Origin of the sequence: Citrobacter sp. R-1.5.2, assembly GCF_035064245.1 — a bacterium.
GTDB lineage: Bacteria > Pseudomonadota > Gammaproteobacteria > Enterobacterales > Enterobacteriaceae > Citrobacter.
In genome coordinates this window covers 83,409-102,410 of record NZ_JASEYC010000007.1, presented here as the reverse complement: position 1 = coordinate 102,410, position 19,002 = coordinate 83,409, and the positions used below count along the sequence as shown (strand labels likewise).

14 protein-coding genes are annotated in these 19,002 nt (G+C 53.4%); 6 read left to right on the top strand and 8 right to left on the bottom strand.

The annotated features are described in order from the left end of the window. Nucleotides 1-161 precede the first annotated feature (161 nt). On the bottom strand, nt 162-1,670 hold the full coding sequence (gene glpD, locus QMN38_RS14385; protein ID WP_271448671.1) for a glycerol-3-phosphate dehydrogenase: 1,509 nt from the start codon (nt 1,668-1,670) through the stop codon (nt 162-164). A 202-nt stretch (nt 1,671-1,872) separates the two neighbouring features. Here glpD and glpE point away from each other — a divergent pair, with 202 nt between their 5' ends. The 3 genes from glpE to QMN38_RS14370 all read left to right on the top strand — a co-directional run bounded on the left by glpE (nt 1,873) and on the right by QMN38_RS14370 (nt 3,912). Beyond that, nucleotides 1,873-2,199 carry a thiosulfate sulfurtransferase GlpE gene (gene glpE, locus QMN38_RS14380; RefSeq protein ID WP_006687428.1) on the top strand — a complete coding sequence of 109 codons (327 nt, stop codon included), beginning with the start codon at nt 1,873-1,875 and terminating at the stop codon, nt 2,197-2,199. Between the two features lie 75 nt (nt 2,200-2,274). Continuing rightward, a complete protein-coding gene (gene glpG / locus QMN38_RS14375) occupies nt 2,275-3,108 on the top strand; it encodes a rhomboid family intramembrane serine protease GlpG (protein ID WP_271448670.1) in 834 nt (277 codons plus the stop codon). A gap of 45 nt (nt 3,109-3,153) precedes the next feature. Further along, nucleotides 3,154-3,912, top strand: a complete 759-nt coding sequence (locus QMN38_RS14370) for a DeoR/GlpR family transcriptional regulator (protein WP_003023499.1) — start codon at nt 3,154-3,156, stop codon at nt 3,910-3,912. 41 nt (nt 3,913-3,953) lie between these two features. Here the strand turns inward: QMN38_RS14370 and malT are convergent, their stop codons facing one another. Then, complete coding sequence (malT, locus tag QMN38_RS14365; protein ID WP_202037548.1) at nt 3,954-6,659, bottom strand: HTH-type transcriptional regulator MalT; 2,706 nt, start codon at nt 6,657-6,659, stop codon at nt 3,954-3,956. A gap of 628 nt (nt 6,660-7,287) precedes the next feature. On the opposite strand from malT, the gene malP reads away from it, so the two are divergent. Both malP and malQ read left to right on the top strand, forming a co-directional pair. Then, the gene (malP, locus tag QMN38_RS14360) at nt 7,288-9,681 is read left to right on the top strand and encodes a maltodextrin phosphorylase (protein ID WP_271441383.1); all 2,394 of its coding nucleotides are present in this window, start codon (nt 7,288-7,290) and stop codon (nt 9,679-9,681) included. A gap of 9 nt (nt 9,682-9,690) precedes the next feature. After that, complete coding sequence (malQ, locus tag QMN38_RS14355) at nt 9,691-11,778, top strand: 4-alpha-glucanotransferase (protein ID WP_323605251.1); 2,088 nt, start codon at nt 9,691-9,693, stop codon at nt 11,776-11,778. 124 nt (nt 11,779-11,902) lie between these two features. On the opposite strand, the gene gntT is transcribed toward malQ, so the two are convergent. From gntT to gntX, 3 genes are all read right to left on the bottom strand, one after another. After that, nucleotides 11,903-13,219: a gluconate transporter gene (gntT, locus tag QMN38_RS14350; protein WP_003023507.1), complete on the bottom strand. Its 1,317-nt coding sequence runs from the start codon at nt 13,217-13,219 to the stop codon at nt 11,903-11,905. 398 nt (nt 13,220-13,617) lie between these two features. Next, nucleotides 13,618-14,193: a Fe-S biogenesis protein NfuA gene (gene nfuA / locus QMN38_RS14345; RefSeq protein ID WP_005121621.1), complete on the bottom strand. Its 576-nt coding sequence runs from the start codon at nt 14,191-14,193 to the stop codon at nt 13,618-13,620. A 58-nt stretch (nt 14,194-14,251) separates the two neighbouring features. Continuing rightward, a complete protein-coding gene (gene gntX, locus QMN38_RS14340) occupies nt 14,252-14,935 on the bottom strand; it encodes a DNA utilization protein GntX (RefSeq protein ID WP_323605250.1) in 684 nt (227 codons plus the stop codon). 37 nt (nt 14,936-14,972) lie between these two features. Between gntX and bioH the strand changes: the two genes are divergently transcribed. Continuing rightward, a complete protein-coding gene (bioH, locus tag QMN38_RS14335; RefSeq protein ID WP_323605249.1) occupies nt 14,973-15,752 on the top strand; it encodes a pimeloyl-ACP methyl ester esterase BioH in 780 nt (259 codons plus the stop codon). Nucleotides 15,753-15,849: 97 nt separating this feature from the next. On the opposite strand, the gene feoC is transcribed toward bioH, so the two are convergent. The 3 genes from feoC to feoA are packed head-to-tail and all read right to left on the bottom strand — an operon-like array spanning nt 15,850 to nt 18,662. Further along, nucleotides 15,850-16,086, bottom strand: coding sequence for a [Fe-S]-dependent transcriptional repressor FeoC (feoC, locus tag QMN38_RS14330; protein ID WP_038634895.1), 237 nt, complete (start codon nt 16,084-16,086; stop codon nt 15,850-15,852). Between the two features lie 11 nt (nt 16,087-16,097). Further along, nucleotides 16,098-18,416, bottom strand: a complete 2,319-nt coding sequence (gene feoB, locus QMN38_RS14325) for a Fe(2+) transporter permease subunit FeoB (protein ID WP_323605248.1) — start codon at nt 18,414-18,416, stop codon at nt 16,098-16,100. Nucleotides 18,417-18,434: 18 nt separating this feature from the next. Beyond that, on the bottom strand, nt 18,435-18,662 hold the full coding sequence (gene feoA, locus QMN38_RS14320) for a ferrous iron transporter A (RefSeq protein WP_003023519.1): 228 nt from the start codon (nt 18,660-18,662) through the stop codon (nt 18,435-18,437). Nucleotides 18,663-19,002: the final 340 nt, after the last annotated feature.

Here is a 19,002-nt window from a genome sequence, read left to right as displayed (position 1 = left end):
GGGGCGCTTCGCTTGCCCGGCCTACATTTATCTACTCTTGTAGGCCGGATAAGGCGTTAGCCGCCATCCGGCAAAATGCTCGGGGGCGCTTCGCTTGCCCGGCCTACGTTTAGCTACTCTTGTAGGCCGGATAAGGCGTTAGCCGCCATCCGGCATTTTTATCAGGAGGCCAGAGACAGCTGGTGTTTCTCAACGTATTCTGCCAGCCACTGTGTCATGCGGGACTGCTGTTCGGCAGTTAGCCACATCCCTTCTTTCGTACGACGCCACAGTGCATCTTCTGCACGGCGAACCCACTCGTGCTCGACCAGGTATTTCAGCTCGGCTTCATAGAATTCATGGCCAAAGTCTTCGCCCAACTCGGCAACCGAAGTCGCTTCGCCGATGATCCATTCCGTGTTGCTGCCATAGGTGCGAGAATAATGGCGCGCCAGCGACTCGGTCAGGAACGGATAGCGACGGCGCAGTTTTGCCGCGTAATCCTCACGATCGCCACCAATATCGCCGCCTGGCAGGATGCACTCTTTGGTCCATGCTGGCCCAATGCCCTGATAGTAAGATGACAGTTTTTCCATCGCGTGTTCGGCCAGTTTACGGTAGGTCGTCAACTTGCCGCCGAAGACGGACAACAGCGGAGCTTTGCCGTTTTCATCATGGATATCCAACGTGTAATCACGGGTGATAGCCTGTGGTGAGTCTGATTCGTCATCGCACAGCGGACGCACACCTGAATAGGTCCAGACGATATCGTCACGGCCCAGCTGTTTCTTAAAGTGAGCGTTGTAGACTTTCAGCAGGTAATTGATTTCGCTTTCATCAATTTTCACTGCTTTTGGATCGCCTTTGTACTCCACGTCGGTCGTCCCGATAATCGAGAACTCATCCATCCATGGGATAACAAACACAATACGTTTATCTTCGTTTTGCAGGATGTACGCCTGCTTCTGGGTATGCACGCGCGGCACCACAATGTGGCTGCCTTTAATCAGGCGGATACCGTATGGTGATGGCAGGTGCATGCCGTCGTCGAAGAACTCTTTTACCCACGGGCCGGTGGCGTTTACCAGACCGCGCGCCTGCCAGGTGTGTTTTTTACCGGTATCGATATCTTCAGCTTCAACAACCCACAGACCGTTTTCACGGCGAGCGGAGGTGGCGCGGGTACGGGTTAATACTTCCCCACCTTTACGCACCACCATTTGGGCGTTTGCCAAAACCAGACGTGCATCGTCTACCCAGCAGTCAGAATATTCGAAACCGCGCACAATCTCGGGTTTCATTACGGAATCCGCGCCAAAACGCAAACCGGTCGAGCCCGGCAAACTGGTGCGTTTGCCCAGATGATCGTACATAAACAGACCAATACGGATCATCCATGCCGGACGCAGGTGCGGGCGGTGGGGCAGGCGAAAGCGCATTGGGAAGGCGATATGCGGTGCCATTTTCAACAGCACTTCACGTTCGGCCAGCGCTTCGCTAACCAGGCGGAATTCGTAGTGTTCCAGGTAGCGCAGGCCACCGTGGATGAGTTTGGAACTGGCGGAGGAGGTCGCGCAGGCTAAATCCTGTGCTTCCAGCATCAGCACGGATAAACCGCGTCCAGCGGCATCTGCCGCGATACCGGCACCGTTGATGCCTCCACCTATCACAATCAGATCTTTGGTTTCCATGCTGGCCTCTCGCACTTTCGTTATAGCTCATTAATGTTCGTTATCGAGCATAATAGCAAAGAATCGCGCCATTGGTAACATCGGATAAACAATTTACAGTGATACATATAACATTATGGCGTTTACCTGCTCAGGCAACGTACACTGGAGGGTAATATTGGTTACCTGCCAGAACATAAGTAGAACTTAAAAAGAGAACACCATGGATCAGTTTGAATGTATCAATGTCGAAGAAGCTCATCAGAAACTACTGCACGGAATGGCGGTGCTGGTGGATATTCGCGATCCGCAAAGTTATGCGATGGGTCACGCACCCCAGGCGTTTCATCTGACGAACGATACGCTGGGGACGTTTATGCGTGACCACGATTTCGATACCGCCGTGATGGTGATGTGCTATCACGGCAACAGCAGTAAAGGTGCGGCGCAGTATCTGCTTCAGCAAGGTTATGATGCGGTTTACAGCGTCGACGGCGGCTTTGATGCCTGGCATCGACATTTTCCTGCAGAAGTGGCATACGGTTCGTAAGCTAACAAAGATGCAGCCTGAAACAGGCTGGGTCTATATACTGTCCTCTTTTGTGTGGAATAAGCGACAGCAACAATGTTGATGATTACTTCTTTTGCTAACCCCCGCGTGGCGCAGGCGTTTGTTGATTACATGGCGACACAGGGCGTTATTCTGACGATTCAACAACATCAGCAAACGGATGTCTGGCTGGCGGATGAGTCCCAGGCCGAGCGCGTGCGGGCTGAACTGGCGCGTTTTCTGGAGAATCCGGGCGATCCGCGTTATCTGGCGGCAAGCTGGCAGTCGGGCCAGACCGACAGTGGTTTGCGCTATCAACGCTATCCGTTTCTTGCCACGTTACGCGAACGTGCGGGTCCGGTGACCTGGGCGGTGATGGCCGCGTGTGTGCTGGTGTTTATCGCAATGAATGTGATGGGTGACCAGGCGGTTATGCTCTGGCTGGCATGGCCGTTTGATCCTACGCTGAAATTTGAATTCTGGCGTTATTTCACCCACGCGTTTATGCACTTCTCTCTGATGCACATTCTGTTCAACCTGTTGTGGTGGTGGTATCTCGGCGGTGCGGTTGAAAAGCGTCTGGGTAGTGGAAAACTGATTGTTATTACCGTGATCAGCGCCCTGTTGAGCGGCTATGTTCAGCAGAAATTTAGCGGCCCGTGGTTTGGTGGGTTGTCTGGCGTGGTATATGCGCTGATGGGCTATGTGTGGTTGCGCGGCGAGCGTGATCCGCAAAGCGGTATTTTCCTGCAGCGTGGTTTGATTATCTTTGCTTTGATCTGGATTGTTGCCGGCTGGTTTGATCTATTCGGCATGTCGATGGCGAATGGCGCTCATATCGCTGGGTTGGCCGTGGGTCTGGCAATGGCGTTTGCCGATACGATGAATGTGCGGAAACGAACTTTGTAGGCCGGATAAGCGTTAGCGCATCCGGCAAAATTTCAGGGAACACTAATGAAGCAAACACAACGACATGACGCGATCATCGAGCTGGTAAAAAAACAGGGATATGTCAGCACCGAAGAGCTGGTGGAGCATTTCTCCGTCAGCCCACAAACGATTCGCCGGGATCTCAACGATCTGGCCGATCAGAACATGATTCTGCGCCATCATGGCGGCGCAGCGTTGCCGTCCAGTTCTGTGAATACCCCGTGGCATGACCGTAAGGCGACACAGACGGCGGAAAAAGAGCGTATTGCCCGTAAAGTGGCCACGCAGATCCCGAACGGCTCCACGCTGTTTATCGACATTGGCACCACGCCGGAAGCGGTCGCTCACGCGCTGCTTAATCACAGTAACCTGCGCATTGTGACCAACAATCTCAATGTGGCGAATACGCTGATGGCAAAAGAGGACTTCCGCATTATTCTGGCCGGTGGCGAACTGCGAAGCCGCGATGGTGGGATTATGGGCGAAGCGACCCTCGACTTTATTTCACAGTTCCGTCTGGACTTTGGCATCTTAGGGATAAGCGGTATCGACAGCGATGGTTCGCTGCTGGAGTTTGATTATCACGAAGTTCGCACCAAACGCGCCATTATTGAGAATTCACGTCATGTGATGCTGGTGGTGGATCATTCGAAGTTTGGTCGTAATGCGATGGTGAACATGGGCAGTATCAGCATGGTCGATGCGGTATATACCGACACGCTGCCGCCTGCTGGCGTGATGCAGGTCATTGCTGACCATCATATCCAGTTAGAGCTGTGCTAAGCGAATTCCAGGCCTGATACGCGTAGCGCATCAGGCGTTAACTAAACGCCATACCCCATCATTTTCAGCAGCTTCTGCGCATGTTGCACCGCATCCTGGCGGTGCGCCACGCCAAGCTTTTGGTACAAGTTGCGGATATGCGTCTTAATGGTCGTCGCAGCAACAGCCAGCTCACCGGCAATCTGCTCGTTGCTGTAGCCAGAATAAATCAGACCGAGAACCTGCCATTCACGTTGGGTCAGCGGGCTGGTACGGATCAGCTCCGGGACGTCCGGGTGGGTGAGCAGGCGTTCAACGAACCCTTCATCAAAGTGGGCGAATTTGTGGCGGTGATGCTGGTTAATCTCGCGCAAAATACGCTGCGCACGATGCTGCTCAAGTTCCGGTAATGTGTTGAGCTGAATCAGCTGGCGTAGCTGCTGCGCCATGGCCTCGCCTTCGATCACAAAGTGGCTGATGAACCCGGTGCGGTTCGCCAGTTGCAGGGCATCGAGCAACACCCGCTGTGCATCATTTTTACGCCCCGCTTGCCAGTACAACTGGTTAAGCAGCAGCAGGTTACGGTTAAGATCGCTCATCAGGCGCAGGTTACGCGCATTTTCGTTTAGTTCTTCCAGCACAATTTCTGCCGGTTCAAACTCACCCAGCAGGATCTGCGCGCGGGCGATGTTACGCCACTGGCTTTGCAGGAAGTGGTTGTTAGCGAATTCTGGTTTCGGCGTGTGGCGCAGCCAGTTGGCGGCGGAGTTTTTGTCACCGACCATTTGCCAGTAAATGACGCGCACCTTATCGGCGTTGGAGATCCAGTCGCTGTGATAGTGGCCGTTGCCCAGCAGGTTTTCCAGACGGTTGAGCAGGCTGCGAGCGTTATCAAGATCGCCCCGAGCCAGTGAACACTGAACCAGCAGCGCCAGGCACTGAAGCTGTTGCTGCGGCTGGAAGGTTGCAAGCAGTTCAATGCCGCTGCGGGCAGAGGCCTCTGATTCATCCAGACGCGCCCATGCCCACAGGAGTTGCGCCCGTATACGCACCAGAAATTCGTGCATCGGCAGCTGTTCCAGATGCTGCTCTTTAATCAGCTGGAACGCTTTTTCCTGTGTCTCCCAGGCGGCCTGTAAAAAGCCCTGGGCAAATAAAATTTCGCTTTGTTGGATCAGACTCCACAGCGCGTAATGCCAGACGTCATGATGACGCGCCATTTGCTCTGTTTGCTGCATCAACGCCAGAGAACGCGTGAGATCGCCTTTACAGTGCAGGACTTCACCGTGCACTGACGTGGCAACGATTCGACTATAAAACCAGGCAATCGGTAATTCATCCAGTGCCAGTTTTGCCAGACGTTCTGCCTCGTCCGGGTTGCCGTCGTTAATCGCTACCTGCGCACGCAAAGCGTTAAATTCGGCATGTAGCGTCTGTTCCATATCGCCTTTCATTTCCTGCTCTGCGCGAGCCAGCAGGGTGTTAACTTCGCTGTAGCGGTGTTGGCTTTGCATCAGCCAGGCCTGCAGCAGCACCAGGCGTGGATTTTCCAGCAGGCTTTCCCACGGCAGAGCTTTCAATGATTCTTCAAGTAATGCCAATTCGCTGTGGTTAAACAGTCCCCACGCATGGTTAAGCAGAATATCGCGCAGCATATGGGCGTCACCTGCCGCCAGCGCGTGGTGGATGGCTTCCGTCGGAAAACCTTGCGCCATCCAGCTTTCAGCGGCGGCGCGGTGTATTTCGGGAAGCTCGGTAGCTAACTCCCACTGACAACGCTGGCGTAAAAAGCTGCCAAATAGCGGGTGATAGCTAAACCATTCGCCGACATCATCCATCCGCTGCAGGAATAATCCCTGCCGCTCAATTTCCTCCAGCCGCATTTGGCCGTTTTCTTCGCCCGTGACCCGAACAATCAGCGCATCGTTCATCGAGCGCAGGATGGCGCTTTTTAGCAGGAAATGACGGGTTCCGATATCGACGCTGTCCAGGACTTCATCGACCAGATAATCGGATAAATGGCTGGCGTTGATACCGGCCAGACGTCGTGCCGACTGGTGGGCGGAATGGTTGTTCTGACGGGCAGATAAGGCGATCAGCTGTAACGCCGTGGCCCAGCCTGCAACGTCATCGCACATGCGGCTACTTTCCGCAGCCTCAATCGGGGAGGACAGGCGGCGGTCAAAAAATTGTTTGGCTTCCTGGTGGTTAAAGGCCAGCTGCTGGCTGCCGATTTCCAGCAGTTGATCGCGTACGCGCAGGTTGGCAATGCCCAGTTGTGGTAGGTTACGCGACAGCACGACTAACGTCAGATTTTCCGGCTGATGGCGCAGGAAAAAACGCATTGCTTCGTGGATGGCTGGATTGGAGATCAGATGATAATCATCCACGACCAGATAGAGTGGACGATGCCACTCCGCCAGTTCAATGAACAGCTGGGCAAACAGTGAGGTCAGGCTGGCATACTGGCGTTTTTGCACCATGGCTTCGCTGGTGGTGCAGTGCCCACCGGTCGCCTGTTGGATTGCCGCAATCAAATAGCTGGCGAAGCGCTCTTGCTGGTTATCGCCTTCATCCAGGGAGTACCAGCCTAATTCGTTCTTCCCCGCCGCCCATTGTGAAACAAGCGTTGTTTTTCCATAACCAGCAGGACTTGTTATCAGGGCAAGCCTGAAATTGTTCGCGCCGGAAAGTTTAGCCAGCAGGCGCTCACGAACCACCGTATGGTCGAGTCGAACCGGACGACTTAATTTAGACGGAATCAACATAAGTTAGTCACTTCACTGTGTGAATATGGGGGAAAACGATTTTTTTTTGCGCTTCGTAATTAATAGATATAAGGTCGGCCAGATCGGGATTTATTGCAAGCTAAGCGGACTTTTTGTGTGTCTGATTTTGCACTATGTCACAAATCTATACATCTATTGCAATAATTGTTTTAAAGAGTCGCAACAGGCATGGTGACTGGATCCAGCGTTATTTTTACGGGGTGGAACAATTCCTCTTTTTTAATGTGGCTACTGTGGCGATGAATAAAAATCGATGAATTTTGTGCTCGACTTAAAACTTTCATGTGAAATATCTCAAGCAGAATATGTATTTCAGGTTAGAAACTATTTCTTCGTTTACATATTTTTTCTAAATGTCATCTTCCTGTTTGATATTGTCTGGATAATCTCTTTTGATTAATGCGAAAACCGCGATGCATTTCAGGGGTATGCGGAGAGCCTGCGTATTTATCGGCCATAATTCCCCTCTTAAAGTGGCGGCGATCACATTTTAACGCTCATCCCCGCTCCTCCTCCCTGTCTAATCCCTGGCAGGATGAGGAAGGTCAACAACGAGCCTGGCAAACTAGCGATAACGTTGTTTATTACCTAAGGACCTGGAATCCCTATGTCACAGCCTACTTTCAACAAAGATCAATTTCAGGCTGCCCTGACACGTCAGTGGCAGCGCTTCGGTTTATCGTCGGCTCACGAAATGACGTCGCGCCAGTGGTGGCAGGCCGTGAGTGGGGCGTTGGCTGAATTACTCAGTGCCCAGCCTGCGGTGAAACCGGCAAAAAATCAGCGTCATGTTAACTACATCTCAATGGAGTTTTTGATTGGTCGTCTGACGGGGAACAACTTGCTCAATCTGGGCTGGTATCAGGCGGTGAGCGACGAGCTGAAAGCACACGACATCAACCTGACCGACTTGCTGGAAGAAGAAACCGATCCGGCGTTGGGGAACGGGGGGCTGGGGCGTCTGGCAGCGTGTTTCCTCGACTCGATGGCAACGGTTGGCCAGTCAGCAACGGGTTACGGCCTCAATTATCAGTACGGTTTGTTCCGTCAGTCATTTGCTGATGGTCAACAGATGGAAGCGCCGGATGACTGGCATCGCGGCAGCTACCCGTGGTTTCGCCACAATGAAGCACTGGATGTGCAAGTCGGCATTGGCGGCAAGGTCACCAAAGACGGGCGCTGGGAGCCGGGATTCACCATCACCGGTCAGGCCTGGGACCTGCCGGTACTGGGCTACCGCAACGGCGTGGCACAACCTCTACGTCTGTGGCAGGCCACTCATGCGCACCCGTTTAACCTGACCAAATTTAATGACGGTGATTTCCTGCGTGCGGAACAGCAGGGGATCGACGCCGAAAAACTCACTAAAGTGTTGTACCCGAACGATAACCATACGGCAGGCAAAAAGCTGCGCCTGATGCAGCAGTACTTCCAGTGTGCCTGCTCCGTGGCAGACATTCTGCGCCGTCATCATCTGGCAGGACGTAAACTGCACGAACTGGCCGACTACGAAGTTATTCAACTGAACGACACCCACCCGACTATTGCGATCCCTGAACTGCTGCGCGTGCTGATCGATGAGCATCAGATGAGCTGGGACGATGCATGGGCGATCACCAGCAAGACGTTTGCTTACACCAACCATACTCTGATGCCTGAAGCGCTTGAGTGCTGGGATGAGAAGCTGGTGAAGGCGCTGCTGCCGCGCCATATGCAAATCATCAAAGAGATTAATGACCGCTTTAAGAAACTGGTCGATAAAACCTGGCCAGGCGATGCCGCCGTTTGGGCGAAGCTGGCGGTGGTGCACAACAAACAAGTGCGCATGGCGAATATGTGCGTAGTCAGCGGCTTTGCGGTTAATGGTGTGGCAGCGCTGCACTCTGATCTGGTGGTGAAAGATCTGTTCCCGGAATACCACCAGCTGTGGCCGAACAAATTCCATAATGTGACTAACGGAATTACCCCGCGTCGTTGGATCAAGCAGTGCAACCCGGCGCTTGCAGCGCTGCTGGATAAGTCGCTGAAAAAAGAGTGGGCCAACGATTTAGACCAACTGATTAACCTGGAAAAATACGCCGACGATGCGAAATTCCGTCAGCAGTACCGCGATATCAAGCTGGCGAACAAAGAACGGCTGGTGAAGTTTATTAAAGCGCGTACCGGTATTGAGATAACGACTAACGCTATCTTTGATATTCAGATCAAGCGCCTGCATGAGTACAAACGCCAGCACCTGAACCTGTTGCATATTCTGGCATTGTACAAAGAAATCCGTGAAAACCCGCAGACGGATCGCGTACCGCGCGTATTCCTGTTTGGGGCGAAAGCGGCTCCAGGTTACTACCTGGCGAAGAACATCATTTTCGCCATCAACAAGGTAGCGGAAACCATCAATAACGACCCGAAAGTTGGCGATAAGTTGAAGGTCGTGTTCCTGCCGGATTACTGCGTCTCGGCGGCGGAAATGCTGATCCCAGCGGCGGATATCTCCGAGCAGATCTCGACGGCGGGCAAAGAGGCCTCCGGCACCGGTAACATGAAACTGGCGCTGAACGGCGCGTTAACGGTGGGTACACTGGATGGCGCTAACGTCGAAATCGCTGAGAAGGTGGGTGATGAGAATATCTTTATCTTTGGCCACACGGTGGAAGAGGTGAAGGCGCTGAAAGCGAAAGGATATGACCCGGTGAAATGGCGTAAGAAAGACAAAGTGCTGGATGCGATTCTGAAGGAGCTTGAAAGCGGTAAATACAGCGATGGCGACAAGCATGCTTTTGACCAGATGCTGCACAGTATCGGCAAGCAGGGCGGTGACCCGTATCTGGTGATGGCGGACTTCGCGGCCTACGTTGAAGCCCAGAAGCAAGTTGATGTGTTGTACCGTGACCAGGATGCCTGGACGCGGGCGGCGATCCTGAATACCGCGCGCTGCGGCATGTTCAGTTCAGACCGCTCAATCCGCGATTATCAGGCTCGTATCTGGCAGGCGAAACGCTAAGGAATCGCGATGGAAAGCAAACGTCTGGATAATGCCGCGCTGGCGGCGGGGATCAGCCCCAATTACATTAACGCTCACGGCAAACCGCAGTCTATTGGTGCCGAAACCAAGCGGCGTTTGCTTGAAGCCATGCATCGCACCACCGCCGCCACGCAGGTGGCGGTGACGCCGGTGCCCAATGTCATGGTGTATACCGCGGGTAAGAAAATGCCACTGGCGGTTGAAGGTTGCGGGGAGTTTAGCTGGCTGCTGACCACTGAAGATGGTGTGCAGCACAAAGGGCATGCCACCGGCGGCAAATCTTTTCACCTTCCGACGAAACTGCCGGAGGGCTATCACACGCTGACATTGACGCAGGGCGAGCTGCGCACTCACTGTCGCGTCATTGTGGCGCCAAAGCGCTGCTATGAACCGCAGGCGCTGCTGGAGGGGCAAAAACTGTGGGGCGCGTGCGTTCAGCTCTACACCCTGCGTTCAGAGAAAAACTGGGGGATTGGCGACTTTGGCGATCTCCGTACCATGCTGGTGGACGTGGCGAAACGCGGAGGGGCGTTTATCGGTCTTAATCCGATTCATGCGTTGTATCCGGCGAACCCGGAGAGCGCCAGCCCGTACAGTCCGTCTTCGCGCCGCTGGTTAAACGTCATTTATATCGACGTCAACGCAGTGGAGGATTTTCATCTAAGCAAAGAGGCGCAAAGCTGGTGGCTGAAACCCACAACTCAGCAAACCCTGCAACGCGCGCGGGATGCCGAGTGGGTTGATTATTCTGCCGTTACCGCACTGAAGATGACTGCGCTGCGCATGGCGTGGAAAGGCTTCTCCGCTCGTGACGATGAGCAGATGGCAGCATTTCGCCAGTTTGTGACTCAGGAAGGCGAAAGCCTGTACTGGCAGGCAGCCTTTGATGCGCTGCATGCGCATCAGGTGAAAGAGGATACGTTGCGCTGGGGATGGCCGGTATGGCCGGAAGCTTTCCAGTCGGTAGATTCGCCGGAGGTCAAACAGTTCTGCGCAGAGCATCGTGACGAGGTGGATTTCTACCTGTGGCTGCAGTGGCTGGCGTATACCCAATTTGCGGATTGCTGGGAAACCAGTCAGGGCTTTGCCATGCCGATTGGGTTGTATCGTGATCTGGCAGTTGGTGTGGCAGAAGGTGGGTCAGAGACCTGGTGTGACCGTGAACTGTATTGTCTGAAAGCCTCCGTTGGTGCGCCGCCGGATATTCTTGGGCCGCTTGGGCAAAACTGGGGGCTGCCGCCGATGGATCCGCACATCATCACGGCACGGGCCTACGAACCGTTTATCGAACTGCTGCGTGCCAATATGCAGAACTGCGGCGCGTTGCGTATCGATCATGTGATGTCGATGCTGCGCCTGTGGTGGATCCCCTACGGAGAGACTGCCGATCACGGCGCCTACGTCCATTATCCGGTTGATGACCTACTCTCTATTCTGGCGCTGGAAAGTCAACGCCATCACTGTATGGTGATTGGTGAAGATCTGGGTACTGTGCCGGTAGAGATTGTCAGCAAACTGCGTGATAGCGGTGTGTATTCCTACAAGGTGCTCTATTTTGAGAATGACCATGAGAAGAATTTCCGCGCGCCAAAAGCGTACCCGGAACAATCAATGGCAGTCGCGGCGACGCATGACCTTCCTACGCTTAAAGGCTATTGGGACAGCGGCGACCTGACGTTGGGTAAAGCGCTGGGGCTGTATCCGGATGAGGTTGTGCTGCGGGGGTTGTATCAGGACCGGGAACTGGCCAAGCAGGGGTTGCTGGATGCGCTGCATAAGTACGGTTGTCTGCCAAAACGTGCCGGGCATAAGGCATCGCTGATGTCGATGACGCCGATCCTCAATCGCGGGATGCAGCGTTATATCGCCGACAGCAACAGTGCACTCCTGGGTCTACAGCCTGAAGACTGGCTGGATATGGCGGAACCAGTCAATATTCCGGGCACCAGCGATCAGTACAAAAATTGGCGGCGTAAGCTTACCGCCACGCTTGAACAGATGTTTGCCAATGAAGGGGTGAACAAGCTGATTAAGGATTTGGATAAGCGCCGAAAAGCAGCCGCGAAGAAGAAGTAAAAATGCCGGGGATTTCCCCGGCTTTTTTATGGTGATAGCTCGTAGTATGTAGGCCTGATAAGCGTAGCGCCATCAGGCTGCCGGATGGCGGCTTTGCCTTATCCGGCCCTACAAGCCGTCTCGATTAAACCACCATACCCAGCAGCAGACACCCTACCAGACCGCAGACGGAGATAATGGTTTCCAGCATTGACCATGACTTAATGGTTTCACCGATGGTCAGGTTGAAGTACTCCTTGAACAGCCAGAAACCAGGATCGTTCACGTGGGAGAAAATGACGGAACCGGAACCTACTGCGATAACCATCAGCTCTGGGCTTACGCCGGTGGTCGCGATCAGCGGTGCCACAATCCCACCTGCAGTGATTGCTGCAACGGTTGCAGAACCCAGTGCGATACGCAGTACCGCAGCAATAGACCATGCCATCAGCAGCGGAGAAACGTTAGATCCGTGCATCATTGAAGCGATGTACTTGTCGACGCCGCTATCAACCAGGACCTGTTTGAAGGCACCGCCACCACCGATGATCAACAGCATCATCGCGATGATTTTGATTGAGGACACCAGCGTGTCGTTAATCTGATCCATCGAACGTCCACGGTTCAGACCAAACGTGAACATCGCAATCAGCACCGCGATAAGCGTAGCCATGACCGGGTCGCCAAGGAATTCTGCCACCGTCAGGAAAGCATGACCTTTTGGCAGAATCATCTCCGCGACGGCGCGCATGGCCATCAGAATGACCGGTACCAGAGAGGTCCAGACGCTGACGCCAAAGCCCGGCATTTCTTCTTCAGTGAAGGTTTTCGCGCTGTACAGACCTTCCGGGATCGGCTTATCGATGCCTTTCAGGAAACGTGCGTAGACCGGACCTGCGAGAATGACGGTCGGGATTGCCAGAATCGTACCAAACAGCAGGGTTTTACCCATATCGGCGTGGAAAATGGTCGCGATAGCGGTCGGACCCGGGTGCGGCGGCAGGAAGCCGTGAGTCACGGACAGCGCAGCGGCCATCGGCACACCAACGTACAGCAGCGGAATATTCGCAGCAGCAGCGATGGTGAATACCAGCGGCAGCATCAGCACGAAGCCGACTTCGTAGAACAGGGCAAAACCAACGGTGAAGCCGGTTAAGACCACCGCCCATTGAATGTGTTTTTTGCCGAATTTAGCAATCAGCGTGGTCGCAATGCGCTGCGCACCGCCGCAGTCTGCCAACATTTTGCCCAGCATGGCGCCAAAACCCATAATCAGGGCGAGGCTGCCAAGGGTTCCGCCGACACCGGCTTTAATAGAACCAATGACTTTATCCAGTGGCATCCCTTGCATCAATCCGACAGCAAGCGCCACCAGGACGAGAGCGATGAAACCGTTCATTTTGAAACGGATCATCAGGAGGAGTAACAAGATTACACCGATAGCAACGATGACTAATGGCATGATTTACCTGGCCTTTACTTTGTTATGGGTAACGTCAGTGTTTAGATGACAAATTCCGATTGTCCCGACCGGGAACAGAGTATTCACAGCACCAATGCTGATTGCCTGTAAAACTAATCAGTTTAGCTGGCTGTTATATGCGTCTTGGGTGCTGATACGAATGATACGGGTAACATGCTGCGCTTGAAAATCACCTGGGCAGGCAAAATTTAAATTATGAGAAGCTGGTCAAATTATGGAGGGTTTTATTGCAGGAATGTAACAGAGGAATGTTGGCCCGGTTAGGTAGAAGGCCGGATAACGCGTTAACGCGACTATCCGGCATCAATGCCCGATGACGACGCTGATGTGTCTTATCGGGGCTGCGAATACTCTACTGGTCTGGTCTGGTCTGGTCGTTAGTAGTAAGAGTGCTCGCCACGCTGGTGTTCGGTTAAATCACGAACGCCCTTCAGTTCGGGGAATTCAGCCAATAGCTGTTTCTCGATACCTTCTTTCAGCGTAACGTCGACCATTGAACAGCCGTTACAGCCGCCGCCAAACTGCAGAATGGCGAAGCCTTCATCGGTAATTTCCATCAGAGAGACACGACCACCGTGGCCAGCCAGCTGTGGGTTGATCTGCGATTGCAGCATATACTCCACGCGTTCCATCAACGGCGCATCATCGGCAACTTTGCGCATTTTTGCGTTCGGTGCTTTCAGGGTCAGCTGAGAACCTAATTGGTCAGTGACGAAATCGATTTCTGCATCTTCCAGATACGGTGCGCTCAGTTCATCAACATATGCGGTCAGCAGGTCAAATTTAATGGCGGTGTCGGTTGCTTCCACGGCGTCCGGCGGACAATAAGAAACGCCACATTCAGCGTTAGGCGTGCCGGGATTGATCACAAATACGCGGATTTGTGTCCCTTCTTCCTGATTTGCCAGCAGTTTGGCAAAGTGCGCTTGTGCAGCATCGGAAATATGGATCATAGTAATGGCCTAATAGTTGACTATTTTACTTGGTTATAATACGCCCATCATCGAGGCTCTACAAGGTTCGACACAGGCACCATACCTGGACAGTCGCCGCGCCGTTGCGTAAAAGCAGCTGCGCGATTTCCGCGACGGTACTTCCGGTAGTGACGACATCATCCACAATAACCATATGGAGTCCCTGCACTGGCAATTCAAGGCGAAAGGCATTTTTCAGGTTACGTTTGCGTAACCGGGCGCTGAGATGGTGTTGTGTAGCGGTCGCCCGCACCCGTGTTATGGCCTGCCTGTTCCAGTCACAGCCTAGCCAGCGTGCTAAAGGACGGCATAGCAAGTCGCTTTGATTGAATCCCCTGCGCCAATGACGACGTTGCCAGAGCGGTACGCTGATGAGCCTGTCTGGCAGGGGGGAACCGTGAGTGCGTCGGGCCTGCAATACCTCCAGCAACAGCAGACGTGCAAGCGCAGGGGCTATTTCGTTGCGTCGTGAAAATTTAAGCTGGTGGATAAGCCCGCTTACTGGAGGAACATAGTCGCTGACTGAAACCAGGCGCTGCCACGGCGGTGGTTTTTGTAGGCAACGACCACAGGGAACCGAGGTGTGAATGGCCGGTAGTCCGCACTGCGGGCACAGACTGTCGTGCTGGCGTATTGCCTGTGTGCAGACTGAGCAAATCCCCCAATGCCCCAACCTCAGCGGCATTCGGCATAGCCAGCATAATCCTGGTACTGTTAGCATAGAGACATCCTTGTTAGCTAAAAGAGAACAGTAACTGATGAATGACATCTGGTGGCAGACCCAGGGTTCGGGAAATTGCCATCTTGTGCTGCTGCACGGATGGGGACTGAATGCAGAGGTGTGGCATTGCATAAGCGAGGAACTGAGCTCGCATTTTACACTGCATCTTGTCGACTTACCGGGATTTGGCCGTAGTCAGGGTTTTGGCGCGATGTCGCTGGAAGAGATGGCTGAACGGGTATTAAGACAGGCTCCGGGGAAAGCCATCTGGCTCGGCTGGAGTCTGGGCGGTCTGGTGGCGAGTCAGGTAGCATTGAACCATCCTGAGCGCGTTCAGGCGCTGGTGACGGTTGCCTCTTCTCCCTGTTTTAGCGCGCGCGAAACGTGGCCGGGCATTAAACCAGAGGTACTGGCTGGCTTCCAGCAGCAGTTGAGCGAAGATTTCCAGCGTACGGTGGAACGTTTTCTTGCACTACAAACGATGGGCACGGAAACCGCGCGTCAGGATGCACGGGCGCTGAAGAAAACGGTACTGGCGCTCCCCATGCCGGACGTCGACGTGCTCAATGGTGGACTGGAGATCCTGAAAACGGTCGATCTACGTGAACCGCTGTGTGCGTTAAACCTGCCGTTCCTGCGCTTATACGGTTATCTCGATGGCCTGGTTCCGCGTAAAGTGGTGCCAATGCTGGATGCTCTGTGGCCGAAGAGTGAGTCACTGGTGTTTGCTAAAGCCGCTCATGCGCCGTTTATCTCACATCCTACAGAGTTTTGCGCCGCGCTGGTGGCGTTAAAACAGAAACTGAATTGTTTCTAAAGTAACAGATATCAGCGTAAACGCTTTATCCGGCCTGAACATTTGCAGTTATTTGTAGGCCGGATAAGCGTAGCGCTATCCGGCAAAGAGCATCTGATTAGCGCAAAGCCCACCACTCGCGCAGGCAAGCTTTGCCTTCCGGACAACTCTTGCAACTTCCGGACAGACACCCATCAGCATCCTCCTGAATCCGCACAGCTTTGCCCATCTTCTCTAACTGATTCAGCATGGCGTCAATCATTGGCTGCGGGGTATGCAGCGTGTGGCTAATTTGTTTCGCCTCCATGCGCCCCCGCAGAGCCAGTAAATCACGAACCTGAATAAGCGATGCCATCGTCGATAACCTTAGTGGCAATCGCCAGTGGTGCTTGAACAGCAGGAACTTGCCGTCCTGTTGGTCGCCAGCAGCGCGAGGTCCACGTGGCTGCGAGCGCGACGTAGCAGACCCAGCAATACGATGTTAAACAGGATGACCGCTAAAATGCACACCAGGCTGTAGGTCGGGTGCTCTTTGTAGCTGACCGTCTGATAAAACAGCGTCGACAGAGAGTAGGCGATATTCAGGCCCCACAGAATCGAGAAGCTCATCCAGCCACGGCTGGATTCACGCGCGATAGCGCCCATCACTGAAATGCACGGTACATACAGCAGAACAAAGATCAGGTAGCTGTATGCCGCAGCAGCGCTGCCAAATTTCTCGCCCATCACGCCCATCGCGCCAGTGGCCATCTCACCGTCACCTTTACTGGCTTCGATAGGGTTGGCCAGAACGCTCAGGCTGAAGGTGTCTTTCAGGCTTTGCCAGGTTTCATCTACCGCACTGAGCAGCTCGTCACCGAGGTGGAAATCTGCCGGGTTGAACTCTTCTTCCTGAATGTTTTCTGCGGTATAGAGCGTGTTCAGCGTACCGACAACCACTTCTTTCGCCATCGCGCCGGTGAACAGACCTACGGTTGCCTGCCAGTTATCTTCGTGAACACCAATCGGTTTAAAGACAGGGGTAATAACGCGGCTAACGGAAGCCAGAGCTGAGTCGTTGATGTTGTCGACGATTTTTCCGCTCAGTGAGAAGCTGTTAAAGGCGCTGAGGAAAATACTGACGATGATGATGACTTTACCTGCACGCAGAACAAAGCCTTTCAGGCGCTGCCAGGTCTGAATAATCAGACTCTTAATGTGCGGCACGTGGTACACCGGAAGCTCCATCACGAACGGTGTAGCTTCGCCACGCATGATGGTGTGTTTGAGCATCAGGCCGGTCAACACCGCCATGATGATACCCAGTACGTACAGCGAGAAGACCGCCAACGCGCCGTTCTGACCAAAGAACGCGGCGGCAAAGACAGCGAAAATCGCCAGACGTGCGCCACAGGACATAAACGGTGCCATCATGATGGTCATCAGACGTTCGCGTGGGGCATCCAGCGTACGTGCGCCCATCACTGATGGTACGTTACAGCCAAAGCCGACGATCAGCGGGACGAACGATTTGCCCGGCAGTCCCAGTGCCTGCATCAGGCGGTCCATCACAAACGCGGCGCGTGCCATGTAACCTGAGTCTTCAAGGAAGGAGAGGAACAGGTACATCATGCCGATTTGCGGTACCAGCGGTAGCACGGTGTTAATCCCGCCGCCAAGGCCCTGGGCCAGGAAGATGGTTAGCCAATCCGGGAAATGTAGCGTATAGCCAATCCACTGAATACCATGGATAAAGAGCGCTACGGAGCCAACATCAAACAACGGTTGCAGCGCGCCGCCAATGTTGATGGCGAGCAGGAACATCAGGTACATCACGAACAGGAAAATCGGCAATCCGAGGAAGCGATTGAGGATGATTTTGTCTACTGCGGTGGTGAAGCGGCTGGGTTCTGCGGTCAGGGTGTTGCTGACGGTATCGCAGATAGCGGCAATGCACTGGTAACGGGCATCGGCAATATGCAGCGCCGGATCATCCATCGTTGCGCTCAGACGTGCAACGGCAGCATCCAGATTTTGTGCAGCATCACCGGCGTAAGCACGGCTGTAGATATCGCCTTCCAGCATTTGCAAGCCCAGCCAGCGGCGCTGTTTAAGCGGCATATCTTTAGCCATCGCATCGGCGAGGGTATCAGCTTCTTGCAGCAGTGGCTGGGCATAATGGACCAGCTCGACGGTGTCGTTTTCTTTGTAGCGATCGATCGCCAGCTTCAGTGCTTCAATGCCGCGGGCGCGGGTGGAAACCAGCGGAACCACCGGGCAGCCAAGACGAGCGGAGAGGGCGTCGATATCGATACGGATTTGCTGTTTCTCAGCAATATCCAGCATGTTCAGCGCGACAATACAGGGAATGCCCAGCTCCAGCAGTTGCAACGTCAGGTAGAGGTTGCGTTCAAGGTTGGAAGCGTCGACAACGTTGATTAGCAGATCCGCATCACCGCTTAAAATGTAGTGGCAGGCAATTTGCTCATCGAGAGAGGTTTGAGATGAGATCGTCGTCAGAGAATAGGTACCGGGTAAGTCGACCAGTGTGACCTGATGGTCAGTGGTCGCGAAATGACCTTCTTTACGCTCGACGGTCACACCAGCCCAGTTACCCACACGCTGGCGTGCACCGGTGAGTTGGTTGAATAAGGTTGTCTTGCCGGAATTAGGATTACCAATTAAACCAATGGTTAGTTTTTTCATTTTTATAGACTCACTGTATTAACAGGAAACCGCTTCCACTTCTAATAACGCCAAATCCTTCTTACGCAATACCAGACTTACACGACGCGTTTCAATATGGATAGGATCGCCGAGCGGGGCGACGCGAACCACATTGAAGGACGACCCGGGCAGCATGCCGAGGGATAACAGTTTCTGTCGATAAGCCGGGCTGATTTCACGGGCAAAACCGGTAATTTTCCACGCACTGTCAGGAGTGAATTGCATAGGGACCTACTTATATCTCGCTAACTGGATGATTACCTCATGGGGCGACAGGGCGGCATGAGACCAGATGATTAGCCAACGTAAGGAAAGAGTAAATAATCAACAAATCAATGATAATGAGAATGGTTTCTATCATCAATAGAATAAATGTGACGGAATGTTGGATTGAAGAATAATTTGAGTCAATTTTGATATGGCTCAATATTTATTCTGGTTGGGAACGAAGGATGCGCGGAAGTAATTATTGGGGATCTTAATGTTTAATTAAGGTTTCATCTGTTAATAAAGTGATAAATATATTGTGGAACAAAGCGAGGCATAGATTAAATATGCCGGATGT

Coding starts and splice junctions, on each gene's coding strand:
- gntX (WP_323605250.1), bottom strand. CDS start 14,935: ATGCTAACAGTACCAGGATTATGCTGGCTATGCCGAATGCCGCTGAGG.
- glpD (WP_271448671.1), bottom strand. CDS start 1,670: ATGGAAACCAAAGATCTGATTGTGATAGGTGGAGGCATCAACGGTGCC.
- malT (WP_202037548.1), bottom strand. CDS start 6,659: ATGTTGATTCCGTCTAAATTAAGTCGTCCGGTTCGACTCGACCATACG.
- glpG (WP_271448670.1), top strand. CDS start 2,275: ATGTTGATGATTACTTCTTTTGCTAACCCCCGCGTGGCGCAGGCGTTT.
- gntT (WP_003023507.1), bottom strand. CDS start 13,219: ATGCCATTAGTCATCGTTGCTATCGGTGTAATCTTGTTACTCCTCCTG.
- feoB (WP_323605248.1), bottom strand. CDS start 18,416: ATGAAAAAACTAACCATTGGTTTAATTGGTAATCCTAATTCCGGCAAG.
- bioH (WP_323605249.1), top strand. CDS start 14,973: ATGAATGACATCTGGTGGCAGACCCAGGGTTCGGGAAATTGCCATCTT.
- glpE (WP_006687428.1), top strand. CDS start 1,873: ATGGATCAGTTTGAATGTATCAATGTCGAAGAAGCTCATCAGAAACTA.
- feoC (WP_038634895.1), bottom strand. CDS start 16,086: ATGGCATCGCTTATTCAGGTTCGTGATTTACTGGCTCTGCGGGGGCGC.
- malP (WP_271441383.1), top strand. CDS start 7,288: ATGTCACAGCCTACTTTCAACAAAGATCAATTTCAGGCTGCCCTGACA.
- malQ (WP_323605251.1), top strand. CDS start 9,691: ATGGAAAGCAAACGTCTGGATAATGCCGCGCTGGCGGCGGGGATCAGC.
- nfuA (WP_005121621.1), bottom strand. CDS start 14,193: ATGATCCATATTTCCGATGCTGCACAAGCGCACTTTGCCAAACTGCTG.
- QMN38_RS14370 (WP_003023499.1), top strand. CDS start 3,154: ATGAAGCAAACACAACGACATGACGCGATCATCGAGCTGGTAAAAAAA.
- feoA (WP_003023519.1), bottom strand. CDS start 18,662: ATGCAATTCACTCCTGACAGTGCGTGGAAAATTACCGGTTTTGCCCGT.